The 17,900-nt window shown below is 65.4% G+C and carries 19 protein-coding genes; 10 read left to right on the top strand and 9 right to left on the bottom strand.

Features of this window, described 5'->3' with window-relative positions:
* Positions 1 to 54 precede the first annotated feature (54 nt).
* Together K9F62_06665 and K9F62_06660 are read right to left on the bottom strand one after the other, a co-directional pair.
* Positions 55 to 2,889, bottom strand: a complete 2,835-nt coding sequence (locus K9F62_06665; GenBank protein ID UJX42351.1) for a response regulator — start codon at positions 2,887 to 2,889, stop codon at positions 55 to 57.
* 243 nt (positions 2,890 to 3,132) lie between these two features.
* On the bottom strand, positions 3,133 to 3,609 hold the full coding sequence (locus tag K9F62_06660) for a C40 family peptidase (GenBank protein UJX42350.1): 477 nt from the start codon (positions 3,607 to 3,609) through the stop codon (positions 3,133 to 3,135).
* A 374-nt stretch (positions 3,610 to 3,983) separates the two neighbouring features.
* On the opposite strand from K9F62_06660, the gene K9F62_06655 reads away from it, so the two are divergent.
* The 7 genes from K9F62_06655 (at position 3,984) to K9F62_06625 (ending at position 10,049) form a co-directional block, all read left to right on the top strand.
* On the top strand, positions 3,984 to 4,751 hold the full coding sequence (locus K9F62_06655; protein UJX42349.1) for an ABC transporter ATP-binding protein: 768 nt from the start codon (positions 3,984 to 3,986) through the stop codon (positions 4,749 to 4,751).
* An 81-nt stretch (positions 4,752 to 4,832) separates the two neighbouring features.
* Complete coding sequence (locus K9F62_06650; GenBank protein UJX42348.1) at positions 4,833 to 5,960, top strand: branched-chain amino acid ABC transporter substrate-binding protein; 1,128 nt, start codon at positions 4,833 to 4,835, stop codon at positions 5,958 to 5,960.
* Between the two features lie 222 nt (positions 5,961 to 6,182).
* Positions 6,183 to 7,100, top strand: a complete 918-nt coding sequence (locus K9F62_06645; protein UJX42347.1) for a branched-chain amino acid ABC transporter permease — start codon at positions 6,183 to 6,185, stop codon at positions 7,098 to 7,100.
* Entirely contained in the window at positions 7,084 to 8,307 is a 1,224-nt protein-coding gene (gene livM / locus K9F62_06640) for a high-affinity branched-chain amino acid ABC transporter permease LivM (GenBank protein ID UJX42346.1), read from the top strand. Before K9F62_06645 ends, livM begins: the two co-directional genes overlap by 17 nt.
* Positions 8,308 to 8,309: 2 nt before the next feature.
* Entirely contained in the window at positions 8,310 to 9,026 is a 717-nt protein-coding gene (locus K9F62_06635) for an ABC transporter ATP-binding protein (protein ID UJX42345.1), read from the top strand.
* Entirely contained in the window at positions 9,016 to 9,294 is a 279-nt protein-coding gene (locus K9F62_06630; GenBank protein ID UJX42344.1) for a hypothetical protein, read from the top strand. The genes K9F62_06635 and K9F62_06630 overlap by 11 nt, the downstream gene beginning before the upstream one ends.
* 155 nt (positions 9,295 to 9,449) lie before the next feature.
* Positions 9,450 to 10,049: a hypothetical protein gene (locus K9F62_06625; protein ID UJX42343.1), complete on the top strand. Its 600-nt coding sequence runs from the start codon at positions 9,450 to 9,452 to the stop codon at positions 10,047 to 10,049.
* Between the two features lie 74 nt (positions 10,050 to 10,123).
* On the opposite strand, the gene K9F62_06620 is transcribed toward K9F62_06625, so the two are convergent.
* The 4 genes from K9F62_06620 to K9F62_06605 all read right to left on the bottom strand — a co-directional run bounded on the left by K9F62_06620 (position 10,124) and on the right by K9F62_06605 (position 12,551).
* A complete protein-coding gene (locus tag K9F62_06620; GenBank protein UJX42342.1) occupies positions 10,124 to 10,714 on the bottom strand; it encodes an NAD(P)H-dependent oxidoreductase in 591 nt (196 codons plus the stop codon).
* 3 nt (positions 10,715 to 10,717) lie between these two features.
* The gene (locus K9F62_06615; protein ID UJX42341.1) at positions 10,718 to 11,095 is read right to left on the bottom strand and encodes a helix-turn-helix domain-containing protein; all 378 of its coding nucleotides are present in this window, start codon (positions 11,093 to 11,095) and stop codon (positions 10,718 to 10,720) included.
* 156 nt (positions 11,096 to 11,251) lie between these two features.
* Positions 11,252 to 11,575 carry a flagellar protein FlaG gene (locus K9F62_06610; GenBank protein UJX42340.1) on the bottom strand — a complete coding sequence of 108 codons (324 nt, stop codon included), beginning with the start codon at positions 11,573 to 11,575 and terminating at the stop codon, positions 11,252 to 11,254.
* A 73-nt stretch (positions 11,576 to 11,648) separates the two neighbouring features.
* Positions 11,649 to 12,551, bottom strand: a complete 903-nt coding sequence (locus K9F62_06605) for a DMT family transporter (protein UJX42339.1) — start codon at positions 12,549 to 12,551, stop codon at positions 11,649 to 11,651.
* A 177-nt stretch (positions 12,552 to 12,728) separates the two neighbouring features.
* On the opposite strand from K9F62_06605, the gene K9F62_06600 reads away from it, so the two are divergent.
* The 3 genes from K9F62_06600 to K9F62_06590 all read left to right on the top strand — a co-directional run bounded on the left by K9F62_06600 (position 12,729) and on the right by K9F62_06590 (position 15,124).
* The gene (locus K9F62_06600) at positions 12,729 to 13,172 is read left to right on the top strand and encodes a hypothetical protein (GenBank protein UJX42338.1); all 444 of its coding nucleotides are present in this window, start codon (positions 12,729 to 12,731) and stop codon (positions 13,170 to 13,172) included.
* A 99-nt stretch (positions 13,173 to 13,271) separates the two neighbouring features.
* The gene (locus K9F62_06595) at positions 13,272 to 14,546 is read left to right on the top strand and encodes a class II fructose-bisphosphate aldolase (GenBank protein ID UJX42337.1); all 1,275 of its coding nucleotides are present in this window, start codon (positions 13,272 to 13,274) and stop codon (positions 14,544 to 14,546) included.
* Positions 14,547 to 14,656: 110 nt separating this feature from the next.
* Positions 14,657 to 15,124 carry a YbhB/YbcL family Raf kinase inhibitor-like protein gene (locus tag K9F62_06590; protein ID UJX42336.1) on the top strand — a complete coding sequence of 156 codons (468 nt, stop codon included), beginning with the start codon at positions 14,657 to 14,659 and terminating at the stop codon, positions 15,122 to 15,124.
* An 8-nt stretch (positions 15,125 to 15,132) separates the two neighbouring features.
* Here K9F62_06590 and K9F62_06585 read toward each other — a convergent pair whose 3' ends face one another.
* From K9F62_06585 to K9F62_06575, 3 genes are all read right to left on the bottom strand, one after another.
* Positions 15,133 to 15,657 (bottom strand): cyclic nucleotide-binding domain-containing protein, encoded by a 525-nt coding sequence (locus tag K9F62_06585; GenBank protein ID UJX42335.1) that lies wholly within the window; start codon positions 15,655 to 15,657, stop codon positions 15,133 to 15,135.
* Positions 15,654 to 16,880 carry an ion transporter gene (locus K9F62_06580; protein ID UJX42334.1) on the bottom strand — a complete coding sequence of 409 codons (1,227 nt, stop codon included), beginning with the start codon at positions 16,878 to 16,880 and terminating at the stop codon, positions 15,654 to 15,656. Before K9F62_06580 ends, K9F62_06585 begins: the two co-directional genes overlap by 4 nt.
* Before the next feature lie 215 nt (positions 16,881 to 17,095).
* Entirely contained in the window at positions 17,096 to 17,866 is a 771-nt protein-coding gene (locus tag K9F62_06575; GenBank protein ID UJX42333.1) for a hypothetical protein, read from the bottom strand.
* Positions 17,867 to 17,900 lie beyond the last annotated feature (34 nt).

Genomic DNA, 17,900 nt, shown 5'->3' with positions numbered 1-17,900 from the left:
GCTGCATCCATCATTGTTTTTTTACGGGATAAGGCCGGGATCGCCAAGGGGCGGTCAATCCCCGTTTTTGGCGCGCCAATCGAGATAGGCTGCGCGCAGGGCCTCCCACAAGGTGGAAAGCTCTTCCAGGGACTTGCCGGCGGCGACCTCGTCGCCCCGGCGCAGGGCCTTTTCCAGTTCCGACGCCACGCGCCGGCAGGCATAGGCCCCCATGGTCGCGGTCGCGCCCTTGACGGTGTGGGCGGCGATGATCGCGCTCTCCGTGTCCCCGGCGGCCATGGCCTGCCCGGCATCGGACAGCCGCCGTTCGCCCTCGTTGAAGCTGACCAGGGCCAGTTCCCGGTACTGGGGCCAGGTGATGCCCATGCCCTGCCGGGCCGCGTCGGGATCGAACAGGTCGTCGGCCGGGGCTGGCGCGGCGGCGGCATCGGGCGCGGGCACGCCCGGGTCCGCGGCCTCGCCCGCTTGTTCGAGGATGCGGCGCAGGGTCCGGTAGTTGACGGGCTTGGTGACGAAGCCGCTCATGCCGGCCTCCAGGCATTTCTGGCGCACGTCCTCCACGGCATGGGCCGTGACCGCGATGATGGGGATGCCAGGATCGCGGACCGGGCCGTCGGCCGGCCCGCCGGCCCGGATGACCCGGGTGGCGGTGATGCCGTCGACGTCGGGCATCTCGATATCCATGAGCACGGCGTGAAAGGGCTTGCGGGCCAGCAGATCGTAGGCGGCGGCGGCGCTGTCCGCCACGGTCAGGTCGTGCCCCATGCGGGCCAGGTGCAGCCTCGTGACGGCGGCGTTTAAGGCATTGTCCTCGACAAGCAGGATGCGCAGGGGCCGCGACAGGGCGTCGGTCGGCGGCTCGCACTCCGGCGCCTCCGGCGCGACCGCCCGGCCCGGAGCGAACCAGGCCGTAGCGACAAACACGCTGCCCCCGCCGGGATTGGCGTCCACGGTGAGGGTCCCGCCCATGCGCGTGACGATGCCCTTGCAGATGGCCAGCCCCAGCCCCGTGCCGCCGAAGCGCCGGGCAATGGACCCCGCGCCCTGCTGGAAATCCTCGAAAATGCCGTCCCGCCGGTCCGGGGCGATGCCGATGCCGGTATCCGCCACCCGGATGACGAGGCCGACCCGGTCCGGCGGCTCGGCGGTGATGGGCGATACCTCCAGGGAGACCGACCCGGCCTCGGTGAATTTCACCGCATTGCCGAGCAGGTTGAGCAGCACCTGGCGCAGCCGGCCCGGATCGCCGCGCAAAAACGCCGGCACGGCGGCGTCGACCGCAACCGCGAAATCGAGTCCCTTGACCCGGGCCTCCCGGGCGAACACGTCGGCCACGCCGGCCACGAGTTCGCGCACGCGGAAGTCGATACGCTCGAGCACCAGCTTGCCGGCCTCGATCTTGGAAAAATCGAGCACGTCGTTGACCACGCCGAGCAGGTGGGCGGCCGACTGCTGGATGATCCGGAAGTGGTCCCGCTGTTCGCCCGTGGCCTCGCCGGCGAGCAGTTCCTCGGTCAGGCCGATGACGACATTGAGCGGCGTGCGGATTTCGTGGCTCATGACGGCCAGAAAAGCCCCCTTGGCCTTGCTCGCCTCCTCGGCCATGGTCTTTTGCTGCTCCGTGCGGGCCCGAAGCCGTGTCTCTTCGGTCACGTCCACATAGGAAAACACGCGGCCGATGGAGGAACTTCCCTGACGGATGGGGCCGGAACGACGCTCGAAAAAGCGGCCGTCGCGCAGCGCCAGCACCGTCGTCTCCAGGCGCTGCCCGTCGCCCATGAGCGCCTCGTACCCGGCCCGGGCGGCCTCGGGGTCGGCCAGATTGTCGAGAAGAAGCCGCGCCCTCTCCGACTCCGGCAACGCGGCCCAATTTTCCGCGAGCCCCCACAGTTCCAGAAACCGACGGTTGTGGGCCAGCACGTCCCCGGGCATCGGCAGGGACACGCAGACCATGCCCTCGGCCGTGGACTCCAGGATGGCCCGATGCAGGGCCAGGGCGCGCTGCTGCCGGTCCTCGGCCTCGCGACGGGCCGCCGCCTCGGCCAGAAGCCTTCCGTTGGTCCGGGCCAGCTCGGCCGTCCGCTCCTCGACGCGCTTTTCCAGAAGCCGCCGATTCTCCTCGAGTTCGTCGCGGCTCCTGGTCAGGGACTCGCTCGTCTCCTTGAGCCTGGCGGACATGGCGTTAAACGCCAGGGCCACGCGGCCCATGGCGTCGCGCGAACCCACCGGCACGCGGTGGCCCAATTGCCCGTCCTGCACGGCCTCGAGGCCCCGGCGCAACGTATCCACGGGGGACAGCACCAGCCGGTGCAGCAGGATGTTGAGCAGCCCGGCCAAAAGGATGTAGGCCGACGCCACGGCCAGGGCGAAGGCGATCCAGGTCCGCTGGTTGAGGTCGACAAGCTCGCCGAGGGAATAACGCAGGCGCAGGGAGGCCAGAAGGCGGCCGTCGGCGCTTGTCACGGGCTCGATCAGGGAGGCGGCCAACTTGCCGTCGGCCTCCGAGGCGGCGACGGTGAAGACGCGCCCGGGCGGCGGGAGCTGGCCGCCGCCGTCGACCAGGGTCTTGGCCGGCTTGGCGCTGCCGGCAAAAACCAACAACCTGCCCGAGGCATCATAGAGAGAGGCTCCGGTCACGCCGTCGACCTTGACCACCCGTTCGAGAATGTCCTTGGCGGCCGCCAGCTGCAGCTGCTTGTCGAGCAGCGGCTGCAGGGCTTCCAGGCGACGGGCGGCCACGACGGCCAAAAGGACGCGGGCCCGGTTCTGGGCGGCAACCTTGCGATTGCCCATATACCGGGTCAGGATCATCCCAAAGGCCATGGCGGCCATGAGAAACGCCAGCAGTATCGCGATATTGATTTTTACCCGCAAGGACGCGTGGCGCATGGGACTCCCGGTTTTCGGCCGCGAACGGGCGGGTGGTCGCGCTTTGGCCGACAAAAAAGATGGTGCGAACGGCGCACCGTTTGATTTTCTATGAATTTAAAAAGAAAGCCCGGAGACTGTCAAAGCCTTTGGCCGACCGCCTCCCGCGCAAAGAATACGACAGTAGTTCCAGGAAAGAAAACCCCGTTCCCATGCACCGGCATCGAAACCAACAAGGCGCGCAACGTCCCGAAAGCCCGTCAGTTAGCGTGTGACGCGGTTGGCCGCGTAATACGTCGCGCGCCAGTACGGGGCGAGCATGCTGTCCGCGCGCACCCGGCCGCCGGAGGAGGGGCTGTGGATGAAGCTGCCGTGGCCGTCGAAGATGCCCACATGCAGGCTGCCGGACTTGGTCGACGGCATGAAAAAGACCAGATCGCCGGGTCTTAGCTCGCTTTTGGACACAGGCCGGCCGACCCGCAGCTGGTCGTCGGTCCGGCGGGGCAGGCGTATGCCGTGGCGGGCGTAGACCCACTGGACGAAGCCCGAGCAGTCGAAGCCGTTGCGGGGCGACTCCCCGGCATAGCGATAGGGCACGCCGATTTGCGACCGGGCCGTGTCCACGATCGACCCCTTGCCCGGGGCGATGGGCGGCGGCAGGCGGTCGGAACCGAAAAAGGCGCAGCCGCCGAGCGACAGGCCGAGAAAAACCATCAGGGCGATGCGTAGGGCGCTCCGCATGCGCGACACCTCCTGGCCGTGCACGATGCAACGGCCGTGCCCGGCATGGCGGACGGCCGGTCCGGAGGAAAAAAACGGACGCGGCGGCGGAGAGGCCGTTTCCCGAAACTTCGACGAGCATTTTGACAAAATCAGAATTTTTCCCTGTCCGGCGGGAAAATATTCGTCGATCCTTTCCCGGGCAAAAATACGCCCCTCCGGCCGGGAATCACGGTTGAAAAGGCCAGGCGGCGTAACGAAGTTTTAACAAATCCGCCAAGTTCCGCGCGACGACCGGCACAGGAACCACAGCCTAAGAAGCGACATTAACCCGTTGGATGCTTTGCAATTTTCCCTTTGTTTTTTGACGGATTTTTTCGTATGAACCTTGTTCCATGGCCCACTTGCGTCTCACCGATGTCAGCGTCCACTTCGGAGGTCTCCAAGCCCTCACGGAAGTGTCATTCGATCTTCGCCCCGGCGAGATTTTAAGCCTCATTGGGCCCAACGGCGCCGGGAAGACCACCATCTTCAACGTCATTACAGGTGTTTACAAAATTTCCGGCGGCCAGGTCACCTACGACGACGCCCCCCTCTCCGGGCTGCGGCCCCACCACATCCTGGCCCGAGGCATTGCCCGCACCTTTCAGAACATCCGGCTTTTCACCGCCATGACCGCCCTGGAAAACGTCATGGTGGCCAGGCATTGCCGCACCAAGGCCAGCGTTTTGGGCGCGGTGCTGCGCTCGCCCTTCCAGCGCCGCGAGGAATCCGGAGTGCGCCGCCGGGCCATGGAGGCCCTGGAGTTCGCCGGACTGGGCGACCATGCCGACACGGTAGCCAAGAATCTTCCCTACGGCCTGCAGCGCCGCCTGGAGATCGCCCGGGCGCTGGGGTCCGACCCCAAGACCCTGCTTCTGGACGAGCCGGCCGCCGGGCTCAATCCCTCGGAAAGCCGGGAGCTGATGGAAACCATTCAGCGCATCGCCGCAACCGGGATCAACGTGCTTCTGGTCGAACACGACATGAGCGTGGTCATGAACGTCAGCCACCGGCTGGTGGTGCTCGACCATGGCGTGTGCATCTGCCAGGGGACCCCAGACGAGGTCCGGGCCAACCCGGCGGTCATCGAGGCCTATCTCGGCTCCGAGACCGAGGCATGACCACATAGCCGCGAATACGCCCGCATGGCCGCACGTCGCGGCGAGGGGGGCGAGACCAAGGAGACAGGAGGTTTGCGAGACATGAAGACGAGAAGCATCATCCTCACGGCCCTGGCCATCTGCCTCGTCATGGCCGGCACGGCCACGGCGAAAACCCTCAAAATCGGCAGCATGAGCCCCTTGACCGGTTCCTACGCCGCCGACGGCAACGACATCGCCAACGGTGCCCGGGCGGCCATCGCCGTCATCGAAAAGGCAGGTGGCATCCCCGGCTACGACAAGATCGAGCTTTTCGCCGAGGACACCGCCTGTGATCCCCGGCAGGCCGTGGCCGCCGCCAACAAGCTGATCAACGAAAAGGTCGTGGGCGTCGTCGGCGCCTACTGCTCCTCGGCCACCATCCCGGCCTCCGAGGCCTTGGCCGACGCCGACATCCCCATGCTGACCCCGGCCTCCACCTCGGAAAAGGTCACCGAGCGCGGCCTGCCCTACATGTTCCGCGTCTGCGGCCGCGACGACGACCAGTCCATCGCCGCCATGAAGTTCATCAAGGACGTGCTCAAGGGCAAGACCATCTTCATCGTGGACGACAAGACCACCTATTCCCAGGGCCTGGCCGACAACGTCGAGAAGCTGGCCAAGAAGGAAGGCATCAAGGTCATCGAGCATGACCACGTCAACCAGGGCGACAAGGACTTCTCCGCCGTCCTTACCAAGATCCAGGAAGCCAAGCCCGACGTCTTCTATATGAGCCTGCAAAACTCCGCCTCCGGGGCGCTCATGCTCATCCAGGCCAAGCGCGCCGGCGTCACCGCCGCCATCATCGGCCAGGACGCGGTCTACCATCCCCAGCTGATGGAAATCGCCAAGGACGCCGCCGAAGGCATGTACCTGACCTTCGGCTACATCGACGACACCACCCCGGCCTACAAGAAGTTCCTGGCCGCCTACGAGAAGTACGGCAAGCCCGGCGCCTATTCCGCTTACTCCTTCGACGCCGCCTACTCGCTGCTGTCCGCCATCAAGGCAGCCAAGTCCACCGACCCGGCCAAGATCAAGGCCGAACTGCTCAAGATGAACATGGACGGCGCGTCCAAGAAGATCAGGTTCGCCAAGAATGGCGAATCCGGCTCCAACTACATCATCCGCGTGGTCAAAGACGGCAAGTTCGTCAACTACTGGGACCCGCAGACCGGCAAGAAGTACTAAGACATTAAAAAAGATGCCGGGGGGAAACTTTTCTGAAGAAAAGTTTCCCCCCGGACCCCCTTTCCAAAGACTTTCATAAGGGGGACGGAAGCATCTTGATGGAGCACATCGCCCCCCGCGAAAAGTTTTTGCGGGAGGGGGTCCGGGGGAGGGGGCTTTTTTCAAAAAGCCCCCTCCCCCGGAAAACACCGCAGCAGCAACAACAGCAGCACCGCAGGCAGCATGGAATACTTCATACAGCAGTTCATAAACGGCCTGACCCTCGGCGGCGTCTACGCCCTGGTGGCGCTTGGCTACACCATGGTCTACGGCATCATCGCGCTCATCAACTTCTCCCACGGCGAGATCTTCGCCGCGGGCGGCTACATGGGCGTGATCCTTTTAAGCTACATGACCTCCAAGGGGCTCATGGCCACCCACCCCTGGTTCGGGCTGGCCTTCGCCCTGATCCTGGCCATGGGCTACTGCGCCATGCTGGCCATGGCCGTGGAAAAGGTCGCCTACAAGCCGCTGCGCCAATCTTCGCGCCTTTCGGTCCTGCTCTCGGCCCTCGGCATGTCCATTTTTCTGCAAAACGGGCTCATGCTCACCCAGGGCGTCTACGACAAGGCCTACCCCACCGAGTTCACCCACGGCGGCTTCGAAGCCTGGGGCGTGCGGGTCAGCTACATGCAGATCGGCATCATCGGCGTCACCGCCCTGCTCCTTTTCCTGCTCAACGCCCTGGTCTTTAAGACCCGCATCGGCAAGGCCATGCGGGCCACGGCCCAGGACAAGGTCATGTCCGCCCTGGTCGGCATCCACTCCGACAAAGTCATCAGCACCACCTTCGCCATCGGCGCGGCGCTGGCCGCCGCCGCCGGCATCATGGTCGGCATGTACTACGGCTCGGTGCGCTACGACATGGGCTTCGTGCCCGGCATCAAGGCCTTTGCCGCGGCCGTTCTCGGCGGCATCGGCAACATCACCGGGGCCATGATCGGCGGCTTCATCATCGGCATGGTGGAAATCCTGGCCGCGGCCTACATTCCCCACGGCGGCGAGTACAAAGACGTGTTCGCCTTCGTGATCCTCATCCTCGTCCTCTATTTCATGCCGACCGGCATCATGGGAGAAAACGTCGATGACACGCGGGTCTAGGAAATCCTGGGCATACTTCGGCCTGGGCTTGGCCTGGTTCTACCTGCTGCTGTGGCCGCTGCTGGGAATCCACGACGGCGAACTCCATTTCGAGAGGTCGTTTCTGGTCTGGCTGCGGGTGGCCGTGGCCGCCACCGTCTGCTTCGTGCTCTACCGCCTCGGCAAGCGCGGCGTCCTCGACCCGGTGCTCAACCCTCTCGGCAAGGCCCGCGACGCCGTGGCCGAAGGGCTGGGGAAAACCCCGCGCTGGATGCTCTACGTGCCCCTGGCCGCCTTCGCCCTGGCCTACCCCATGCTCACCAACCGCTATGCCCAGGACGTGGCCATAAACGTCCTGGTCTACATCTGCCTGGGCCTGGGGCTCAACGTGGTGGTCGGGCTGTGCGGCCTGCTCGACCTCGGCTACATCGCCTTTTACGGCGTCGGGGCCTACACCTACGCCCTGCTTTCGGTGCACTACGCCGTGCCGTTCTGGGTGTGCCTGCCCGTCTGCGCCGCCTTCGCCGCCATGGCCGGCTGCATCATCGGCTACCCGACGCTGCGCATGCGCGGCGACTATCTGGCCATCGTGACGCTGGGGTTCGGCGAGATCGTGCGCATCGTGCTCAACAACTGGATGGACCTGACCGGCGGCCCCAACGGCATCCTCGGCATCAAGGCCCCGGGCGTCTACGTGCCGAGCTTCGCCGACGGCGCCTTCTCCTTCGAGCACCTCTATCTGCGCAAGCTCGAATACCTCTACTACATCATCCTGGCCCTGGCCGTTTTCACCGTCATCGCCGTCTACCGCATCAACTTCTCGCGCATCGGCCGCGCCTTCGAGGCCATCCGCGAGGACGAGACCGCGGCCGAACTCATGGGCGTCGACACCTTCCGCTTCAAGCTGCTGGCCTACGCCCTGGGCGCGGTCTTCGGCGGCCTGGCCGGAGCCTTCTTCGCCGCGCGCATGCGCTTCGTCAGCCCCGAGAGCTTCACCTTCATCGAGTCGGCCATGGTGCTGGCCATGGTGGTCCTCGGCGGCATGGGCTCCATCCCCGGGGTCATCCTCGGCGCGCTGGCCCTGGTCGCGCTGCCGGAAGTGTTCCGGGGATTCGAGCTCTACCGCATGCTGGCTTTCGGCGGGGCCATGGCCCTCATGATGATCGTGCGTCCGGCCGGACTGTGGCCGGCGGCACGCCTGGGCAAACGTTCGGACGATTCGGAGTAGCCGTGGCCGCGATATTGGAACTTTCGGGCGTCAGCGCCCACTACGGCCGCATCCAGGCCCTGCGCGACGTGTCGCTCACCGTGGGCGAGGGCGAGATCGTCACCATCATCGGCGCCAACGGCGCGGGCAAATCCACCACCCTCATGACCATCTGCGGCATCGTCAAGGCCAGCACCGGCGACGTGCGCTACCTGGGCGAATCCATCATCGACGTGCGCTCCGACAGACTGCCGGGCATGGGACTTTGCCAGGTGCCCGAGGGCCGGCGCATCTTCCCGCGCCTGTCCGTCCAGGAAAACCTGGACATGGGCGCGTTTTTCCGCCGCGACCAGGACGGCATCGATGCCGACATGGGGCTCGTCTTCCGGCTCTTCCCCATCCTCTACGAACGCCGCAAGCAATACGGCGGCACCCTCTCCGGCGGCGAACAGCAGATGCTGGCCATCGCCCGGGCCTTCATGGGCCGGCCCAAGGTGCTGCTCCTCGACGAGCCGTCGCTCGGGCTCTCGCCCATGATCTCCCAGCACATCTTCCGCATCATCAAAAACGTCAACGAGGAGCGCGGCATGACCATCCTCCTCGTGGAACAAAACGCCAATATCGCGCTGAAACTCGCCGACCGGGCCTACGTCATGGAGACCGGCTCCGTGGTCATGGAAGATACCGCCGCGAACCTGCGCGAAAACGCCGACATCAAGAAGGCCTACCTTGGACAATAATCCCACCCTCGACGCCATCATCGCCCGCCTGCGGCCCGAAAAGGCCGAGGAAATCCGCAGCCTGATCACCGACGCCGTCGCCAAGCAATTCGGCCCCGCCGCCGACCCGGCCGACGTCAAACGCTTCCTCGACGATATCCGCGTCGCCCAGTCCATGTCCGGCATCGACATCAACTACGCCGAACACTACACCGACCTGCACAAGGCCGGCGTCGATTTCATGCGCCTTATCCAGGCCGTCAAAGCGGCCGACAAAGATTATAAATAATTACGAGGCGGCCGGCGTCCGGGGGGAGCATCGCCCCGGCCCCTTGAAAAGGGGAATGGTCGCGGAATCGCTTGCGGCGTTGGTCGCGTTTTCACCGTTCGGGAGGGTCCGGGAGGCGCTTGGCCCCTCCCGAACGCCGGAGGCATTTTTCCCCCATGACGAAAATCGACGACATCATCGCCCGGATGGAGTCCCTGGAAAAGGAATTGGCCGAGGCGTTCGAGCAGGCGGGCGGTGAAGCCCGCTACACCATCGAGCGCAAAAAGGTCCGTTTCACCAGGGAAATCAAGCGGCAACACAAGCTTCTGGTCAAGAAATGGATGGCCTATGTCTATGAATCCGGGTTCCTGATGATTCTCACCATCCCAGTCATCTGGGGGGCGGTCATCCCGGCCGTGCTCATGGATATAACCGTCAGCATCTACCAGCGGATTTGCTTCCCGATTTACGGCATCCCCAGCGTGCGACGCGGCGATTTCATGATTGTAGACCGCCAGTCGCTCTCCTATCTGAACTGGATCGAGAAGCTGAACTGCGTCTATTGCGGTTATTTCAACGGCCTGCTTGGCTTCGTCCGCGAGGTGGCCGCCCGCACCGAACAGTATTGGTGCCCGGTACGCCACGCCCGCACCCCGAACTCCGTCCACTCCCGCTACCGCTTTTTCCTGGAATACGGCGACGCCGAAAGCTACCGGGAACGCCTGGAGACCGTGCGTCGTCAGTTCGACGACCTGCGCGCCCGTAAAAAGAGCTGACCCTCGCCGAACTTCTCCATGGTGCTTGTCAGGCGCGAGACAAGGCCTGGGGGCTTTTCGGGCGTGCAATACCGCTACCCCAGTATGCGTTTCCCCAGGTTCCGGCTAAATTCCCGGACTTGGATCACGGCGGCTGCGTCTTTGGCCAGGGTGCCGGGGCCTTGGGTAAAGGGCAGCAGGCAGGAGCACAGGGGACTCCCCAGCTTCTCAGCGATGATCTTCCATTGGGCCTCAAGCAAGGCCAGATTGGACTCGATGCCACCGCCGGCCGTGGCTAAAAGGCCCATCGGCTTGCCGGTAAGCGGACTCCGCCAGCTTCCCGTCTCGGTAAACTTGATCAGGCTGAACATCCGATCGATGACAATCTTCATTTGCGCGGGGAAGCTGAACGAGTAAACGGGCGTAGCGAGCACCAACGCGTCATAGTTCGGAATGCTGGCCACGACCCTGGCGACAGCGTCGTCCAAGTGGCAACCGTAGGCCTCCGACTGCTGGCACTGGTAGCAACTGACGCAGCCGGGATGTTTGAACGTGAGTTTGGCGGTTTCGACGCCATCGGCCGTTATTCCCAGAGACGTAAGCTCTTCCATGGCGATGTGAGCCGCTGCGCGGGTATTGCCCTGTGGGCGGGGACTGCCGTGGAGGAAAAGAATCCTTGTAGACAAAATTTACTCCGGTTTCGTTTCTGCAGGGGCCGGGGCGAACGGGCTTGCGCCGAGCGTTTCCCTGGCGAGTTCGAGGGTCGCGGCGTCGATCCAGCAGCGCACGGTCTTGCCCTGGCGGGCCATGCGGACGAGGCCCGCCTCGCGCAGCTCCTTGAAATGATGCGACACCGTGGACGGCGCAAGGCCAAGGGCCTTGGCGTGTTCGAACTGGTATTGGGCGAGTTCCGCGTCATTGGTCTCGCAGTTGGATCCAACGCCCATGCAACTCGCTATCCTGAGAAAAATCGTCAGTCGGTGCGGGTTGGACAAGCATTTGAACACCTTGGCCGCGGCGAGCAGGCGCTTCTCGGCTTCCGCTTCCGCGATTTCACAATTCGACATGTTTCGATGTTAGAATGTTTCGAATCCTGTGGCAAGCGTTGTTTCTCGGCCAGTTAGCCCATCCAGGGGTCCGGGGGGCATCAAGCCCCCCGGAGGAGAGGTGCAGGAGAGGCCCGCCTCTCCTGCCCGCCGGAGGCATCTTCCTTCCCCTCCCGCCTAGGCTTTCCGATCAATGATCGCTTCGCTGGCAAAGGCGCGCAGTTCCCGGACGACCTTGAGCCAGTCGTCGTCGGGGAGCTTGCGCAGCACCTTGCCCGTGGCGGCGTCGCGGACCACGACCTGGACGATGTTGGTGGCCTGGTCGATGACGAGACGGATGTTGCGGGTGGGGAAAAGCGCCTCGATGCTGACCGTGTCGGCATCGGAAAGGGGCGTGTCGCGGCTGGGGGCGGCTGGACGGGAACTTGCCGACGTCCCGGTCGTCTCGGGCGTTTGCGCCGGCAATGGATTGGCGGATTGCGTCGGGTCGATTTCGCTCATGGCCGTTTCCCAGCCGCGTGCTGCTTTCGGGCGGGGCTCCCCATAAATCGATCGGCCGGGGGCGTGGCGTTCTTTAGCCTTTGTCCTGCTGCCCGGTCGGGGTGGGCAGCGGCGCGCGAAAGCGCTGGCGCGCCCCGTCCCAGATGGTCATGAGCACCGAGGCGAGGATGAGTCCGGCCCCGAGGTAGCCCACGAAGTCGAAGCGCTCGCCGAACATGGCATAGGCCAGGATGGCGGCGATGACCGGCTCCATGGTGGCCACCACGGCGGCCCGGGTGGCTTCCAGACGCCGCAGCCCGGCGTAGTAGATCGAGTAGGCGGCGTAGGTGGAGAAGATGGCCAGGGCCACGCACGGTACGGCTCCGGCCAGGGTCGGCCGGGTGAAGTGGACAAAGGGCAAAAGCGTCAGCGACCCCACGGGCAGGGCGTAGAGGAACAGCGTCGGGGTGCGGTAGCGGCCCAGGTAGTATTTCCCGAAGATGTAATACAGCGCGTAGGTGATTCCGGAGAGCAGACCGAAGACGATGGCTTTGCTCCCGATGGCCGCATGGCCGCTTGCGCCCGGCCCGAGACTGATGCCGGCCACACCGACGATGGTGGCGACGACGGCGGCCACCTTGTAGCCGCCCATGGGTTCCTTGAGGAAAAACCAGGACAGAAGCGCCACCCAGGCCGGGGCGGTGTAGAGCAGCACCGAGGCCAGCGCCGCTCCGCCGGCTTCCACGGCCACGACATAGGCCCCGAACAGCCCGGCGATGCCGCACACGCCGAATCCGGCCACGGCGGGCAGGTCGCGGGGGGCGATGCGGACTTCCTTCCCGGCGATGGCCTGGCCGGCGAAGAAAAACCAGGCCAGGGTGGTGCGCCAGAAGGCGACTTCCACCGTGTCCATGCCGGCGGCGAACGACAGCTTGGACAGCGGCCCGATAAGCCCCCACAACGAGGCGGCGCACAAAACGTACAGGTATCCGGCCACGCTTGCTCCCGGCCGGTCGACAGTATCCGGCGTGGCAAGGCGCTATCAGAAAGCGGTTGTCATTGAAAGGGAAAACCCCTGCCCGTAAGGGGAATTGCGGGCGATTTGTTGATTGTTTCCGCCGGCCGTACTATTGCTGCAAACGATGCGCCCCGTGTCGGGGCAAAAGGAGCGAGCATGCTGTCGCGCAAACTTTTCTGCGTCAACGACCCCACCCACGCCGACTTCGGCTGGGCCGCCAAAAGCACGTTTTTCCACATGCGTAAGTACGACGCCTGCGGCAACACCACGGCCCAGTGGACGTTTCCCGTGGCCGAAAGCGCTCCGGGCGAACTGTCCTGCGCCGTCTGCGGCGGCGCGGTGTTCGTGGCCGGGCTGTCGACCCAGACGCCCGGGGATGTGGTGTCGTGCGATTTCCTGGGCCGCTGCCAGTCCGCGCCGGCCGACGCCAACCTGGCCCGGCTGGAAGATCTGGCGACCCGGCTCGCCGCCGTCACGGAACCGGCCGAACGGGCCAGGCTCGCCCCGGCCGTGGCCGCGCTGCTTAATGCCGTGGCCGACAATCCGGCCGCCCTGGAGATCGTTTCACGCCACAAGCTGGCGGATACGTTCGCCGCCTAGGACATCTCAGACCGTATCGTAACAAACAGGCGCTATCAGGGAGGTCCGCGCCCGGCCCAGGCGGCCGGCCCCGCCCGCCCCGACGCCAAGGAGGATCGCATGACCAAGACGGACCCCGCGTTTGAACAGGCCCTGGCCGTGGGCCGCCCGCCCAACATCAAAAAGCTTTTTCCCAATTCCCGGGCGCTTATCGTCAGCGGCAAGGCCGTGGATAGGGGCATGATCAAGAAAGGCCACGCCATGACCATCGCCGCCAACTCCCGCAACAGCTTCGTGCTGCGCGGGGCGCTCATGGCCGCCCAGCGGGCGAACGCCGCCATCATCCTGGAAATCGCCCGGTCCGAGTCCAACTACTGCGACGTCTCCATGTGGAACATCGCCCGCCAGGCCGACCAGGCCGCCAACGAACTGGGCATCACCGTGCCGGTCGCCATCCACGCCGACCACTACGGCATCAAAAAGCCCGGCGACGTGGCCGAGGCCAAGGTGGAGATTCCGACGCTGTTCGAGGCCGGCATCACCTCCATCGCCATCGACGCCTCCCACCTGCCCGACGCCGACAACCTGATCGCCAACCTCGAACTGGCCCCGTTCGTGCCGTCCTGGGCCGGCTACGAGACGGAAGTGGGCGAGATCAAGGGCAAGGACGGGTTGTCCACGCCCGAGGAAGCGCTTTTTCTCATCAGGGGCCTAAACGCCAACGGCGTGCACCCGGACTGGATCGCGCTCAACAACGGCACCACCCACGGCATCGAGGCCTCGGGCAACGGCATCCAGGTGGAGCTTACCGCCCGCATCCACGAGGCCCTGGCCCCCTACGGCATCTCCGGCGCCCAGCACGGCACCTCGGGCAATTCCTCGGAAAAGCTCAAGGAGATCGCGGCCAAGACCGCCACGACCAAGGCCAACGTGGCCACGGCCCTGCAGATGATTTCCTGGGGCGTGGCCGTCAACGACTACGGCAACGCCATCATGGACGCGGCCGGAAACTTCATCAAGGAACCCGACAAGGGCGTTTCCCCGGAACTGTGGGAGCAGATGGTGGCCTATGCCGACGGCAAGGCGCTCAAGGCCGGGGACTACAAGAAGCTCAACTGCGCCTTCGAGCACAAGCTCCTCGCCCAGCCGACGGCGGTGCGCGAGCGGATGGCCGGGGCCGTGGCGGAATTCGTCTCCTGGCTCCTGACCGACGTCTTCAATGCCGCCGACACCGCGCCGCTTTGCATCGACGCCCTGACCACGGCCGGTTCCTACGACCTCGGCCCCAAGGCCGACCGCATCGAAAACCCGGCCGACTGGACCCGTGACAAGATTGCCGCGCGCGCGGCGGGCATGAGCCGCGACAAGGGACCGGAGGGTAATTTCGACGATTGACCGGAAGGGGCTTTTCCCCTTCCCCGAGCATCCGGCCGGGGAGACTCCCCCGGCCGGGACCCGTGACAAGCCATCTGCCGGGCCGGTCGCAACAGCCCAAGGAGCGCGCCATGGCCATGACCCTGACTTCCACGGCCTTTGTCCATGAGGGCGGCATTCCCGAGCGCCACACCTGCGACGGTGCGGACATATCCCCGCCCCTGACCTTCGGCGATGTCCCGAAAACCACGGGAAGCCTGGCGCTTGTCTGCGACGATCCCGACGCCCCGGCCGGGGTGTGGGATCATTTCGTGCTCTACAACCTCTCCCCGGCCACTCCCGGCCTGCCCGAAGGGCTGCACAGCGCGGAACGCTATCCCGACGGAAGCATGTCCGGCCGCAACAGCTGGGGTCGCTGCGGCTACGGCGGTCCCTGTCCGCCACGCGGCGTCCACCGCTACTTTTTCACGCTCTACGCCCTCGACGCCATGCTCGACCTGGCCCCCGGAGCGACCAAGGGGGAGCTTTTGCGCGCGGCCAAGGGCCATATCCTGGCCTCGGCCACGCTCATGGGACGGTATCAGCGCAAGGGGAGGTAGGGGCCCGGTCAACGCCCCCGGTCGCGGCGGCTGAGCACCAGGGCCAGGGCTGTGGTCAGCTTGACCAGGTCCTCGTTATTCTTGCGCACCACCTTGGCCAGTCGCCTGGCCAGCGTCGTGACCATGCGCACGCCGATGTCCGGCCGGGCGGCGATCAGGGCGAAAAACCGGTCGCGGTCGATACGCAAAAAACGGCAGTCGGTCAGACAGGTGACGCTGGCCGAGCGGATGTCGCGGTCGAGCAGCGCCATCTCGCCGAAAAAGGGGCTCTGGGCGTCGGAGAGTTCGCAGAGCGTCTTGCCGCCGGCCTCGGCGTCCAGGGCCGGCACGGCGATGCCCTTGAGCACCATGGATTTGCGCACCCGCACCTTGCCCGAGACCAGGATGAACATGTCGTCGCCGGGCTCGCCCTCGACGATGACGTCCTGGCCGGCCGACAGCTCCACGGTGTCGAAGGACGGGTGCACGGCGGCCAGATCCTCCGGGGACAGCCCGGCGAAAAGCTCGGCCCTGGTCCAGGAATCCCCGCTCATGACCGCCCTCCCGCGCCCGGCTGCGGCGCCGATGCGGGCGCGGCGGCCGGCGCGTCGTGTCCCCGCGCCTCCCCGCCCATGCGCAAGGCGATCAGGCCGTCAAAGCCGGTCAGCGCAACCCCGTCGCCGGGATTGACCACCACGCTCGGCCCCTGGCTGGCGATGCGGCCGTCCTGGCCGTAGGCCGTCAGCATCTCCAAGATGAAGCTGTCCAGGGCCGCGTCCACGTCCAGCAGGTCCTTTATGGCGATGTCGCGGGGCAGCCGGAACACGGCCACCGGCAGTTCGCCGCCCCCGGCCGCCAGGGCGCGGCCGACGAGCTGGGACCAGGGCAGGCCCTTTTCCTCGGCGGTAAGGTTGCGGGCGTGCATGGGCCGCTCGCCCGGATGGCCGAGCAGGTGCTCCAGAAAATGCCACAGGGCCGGGTGTTCGCCCATGGCCCCGAGCGCCCGTCCGGCCAGTTCGCCGGGGATGAGCGTCACGTCCACGCCGGCGCGGCTTAAGTGCTTGCGGTTGGATTCGAGCATGGCCTCGGCGTAGAGCCGCAGCTTGGGGGCCAGGCTCTTGACGGTCAGGGCGGCAAGCAGGCTTTGCTGGTCCGCGTCCTCCCGGGTGAGGCCGTCCTGGGACAGGATGTAGGCGGCCCGGGCAGTGGCCGGGGAGGCGCGGCCAAGCGTCAGCTCGTTGGCCGGATTGCCCCGGCAAAAGGCCAGCCGTTCGCCCTGGCCGATGTCGGCGGAAAGCTCGGCAAAGGCTTCCGGGGTGATGGTCGCAACCAGCACCACGGCCGGCGTTATCCCGGCCGGGGCCGAGGCGATGAGCGCCCGGAGCAGCTCCGGGGCCTGGGCATTGAAACCCAAAACAAGGCTGTGTCCGGCGGTTTTCACAGGCAGGAGCCCCTGGCTTTTGCGGTTTTTGCGTTCGATGAGCACCGAGGCCAGATTGGCGCTCAAGGCCGCCATGACGCCGATGCCGGCGACCATGATGACCATGCCGATCAGCCGGCCGGCGACCGTGCCCGGCACGATGTCGCCATACCCGACCGTGGTCAGGGTGACCATGGCCCACCACAGGGCGTCGAAAAGGGTCTTATCGGGGTTGTGGCGCAGCTCCAGGTAATAGAACCCGGCCGTGGCCAAAATGAGAATGGCCGCGACCAATAACAAGGCTGTGGCAAAGGGGGAAGCGATCACCCGCCGCCACACGCGCACCGGGTTGGTCACGGCCTCGCCTCGGGATGGGGGGATGGGGAAGATGCGGCAGTGCGAGAGGGGAACCCTTTTTGAAAAAAGGGCTTCCCCTCTCGCGCTCTCCCCTCCCAAAAACTTTTCAAGGGCGTCACCTCGGCAACCTCCCCTCTTCTGGAAAAAGTCTTTGGAAAGGGGGTCCGGGGGGAAACTTTTCTACAGAAAAGTTTCCCCCCGGTCTCTTAAAATACTCACGCCCGCAGGTGGGCGCGCCAGGTGTCGACGATTTCCTTTTCGCGGCGGGCCGGCTCGCTGTCCGGGCACATGCGGCAGGCCTCTTCGGCCGCCTCGGCCGCCTGCTGCATCCAGCCGCCCTCGCGCAGGCTGCGCGAAGCCATCACGTACATGAATTCCGGCGTGTCGCCGTAGACGCCGCGCAGAAGCTCCCGATAGCCGCCGCCGAACACCTCGCGTACCAGTTCGTTGCGCTTGAACATGAGCCGGGCCAGCCAGTGGTTTTCCTTCTGGTCGGCCAGGTAGAGCGGAAAAAGCTTGCGGCACTCGCCGAAAAGAAAACGGATGCGCCGGATTTCGCGCTGCATGCTCTCGGCGGTCTGCATGAGGAGCTGGAACAGCTCCCGGCTGATGATGAGGTCGGGCTCGGGCAGCTCGCGCTCCTGCATGGACCGGAACCAGGGGGCGTAATTCTGCTGCTGGTAGGCGTCTTCCTTGAGCTTCATGGACTCGTGGAAGATGTAGCCGATGCACCAGTCGAGAAACTGCCCGACCAGGCTCGAGGCGCCGCCGTTGCGGAAGAGATGGTGGGCCGTGTCCTTGAGGCGCCACAGAAGCCCCTTGTTCATCTCTTCGCCCAAGAGATCGCGCAATTCCTCGAAGGCCATGGCCCCGCACCGGTCGAATTCCTGGAAAAGCCCCTCCAGCACCTGCACCGACAGGCAGTAGTCGCGCAAGAGGTCGCGGATAAACTCGGCGCGCTTTTCGTCGAACCAGTTGCTTTGCATGCCGCCTCGAACCATTTCAATCATAACTCGCCTT

The organism is Desulfovibrio sp. JY, assembly GCA_021730285.1.
In the GTDB taxonomy this organism is placed as follows: domain Bacteria; phylum Desulfobacterota; class Desulfovibrionia; order Desulfovibrionales; family Desulfovibrionaceae; genus Solidesulfovibrio.
This window is presented reverse-complemented; position numbering and strand designations above follow the sequence as displayed.

Excerpts from the sequence above, each read along its gene's own strand:
- K9F62_06645 (UJX42347.1), top strand. The coding sequence starts at position 6,183 with ATGGAATACTTCATACAGCAGTTCATAAACGGCCTGACCCTCGGCGGC.
- K9F62_06665 (UJX42351.1), bottom strand. The coding sequence starts at position 2,889 with ATGCGCCACGCGTCCTTGCGGGTAAAAATCAATATCGCGATACTGCTG.
- K9F62_06655 (UJX42349.1), top strand. The coding sequence starts at position 3,984 with ATGGCCCACTTGCGTCTCACCGATGTCAGCGTCCACTTCGGAGGTCTC.
- K9F62_06650 (UJX42348.1), top strand. The coding sequence starts at position 4,833 with ATGAAGACGAGAAGCATCATCCTCACGGCCCTGGCCATCTGCCTCGTC.
- K9F62_06615 (UJX42341.1), bottom strand. The coding sequence starts at position 11,095 with ATGTCGAATTGTGAAATCGCGGAAGCGGAAGCCGAGAAGCGCCTGCTC.
- livM (UJX42346.1), top strand. The coding sequence starts at position 7,084 with ATGACACGCGGGTCTAGGAAATCCTGGGCATACTTCGGCCTGGGCTTG.
- K9F62_06625 (UJX42343.1), top strand. The coding sequence starts at position 9,450 with ATGACGAAAATCGACGACATCATCGCCCGGATGGAGTCCCTGGAAAAG.
- K9F62_06585 (UJX42335.1), bottom strand. The coding sequence starts at position 15,657 with ATGAGCGGGGATTCCTGGACCAGGGCCGAGCTTTTCGCCGGGCTGTCC.
- K9F62_06575 (UJX42333.1), bottom strand. The coding sequence starts at position 17,866 with ATGCAAAGCAACTGGTTCGACGAAAAGCGCGCCGAGTTTATCCGCGAC.
- K9F62_06600 (UJX42338.1), top strand. The coding sequence starts at position 12,729 with ATGCTGTCGCGCAAACTTTTCTGCGTCAACGACCCCACCCACGCCGAC.
- K9F62_06590 (UJX42336.1), top strand. The coding sequence starts at position 14,657 with ATGGCCATGACCCTGACTTCCACGGCCTTTGTCCATGAGGGCGGCATT.
- K9F62_06660 (UJX42350.1), bottom strand. The coding sequence starts at position 3,609 with ATGCGGAGCGCCCTACGCATCGCCCTGATGGTTTTTCTCGGCCTGTCG.
- K9F62_06610 (UJX42340.1), bottom strand. The coding sequence starts at position 11,575 with ATGAGCGAAATCGACCCGACGCAATCCGCCAATCCATTGCCGGCGCAA.
- K9F62_06595 (UJX42337.1), top strand. The coding sequence starts at position 13,272 with ATGACCAAGACGGACCCCGCGTTTGAACAGGCCCTGGCCGTGGGCCGC.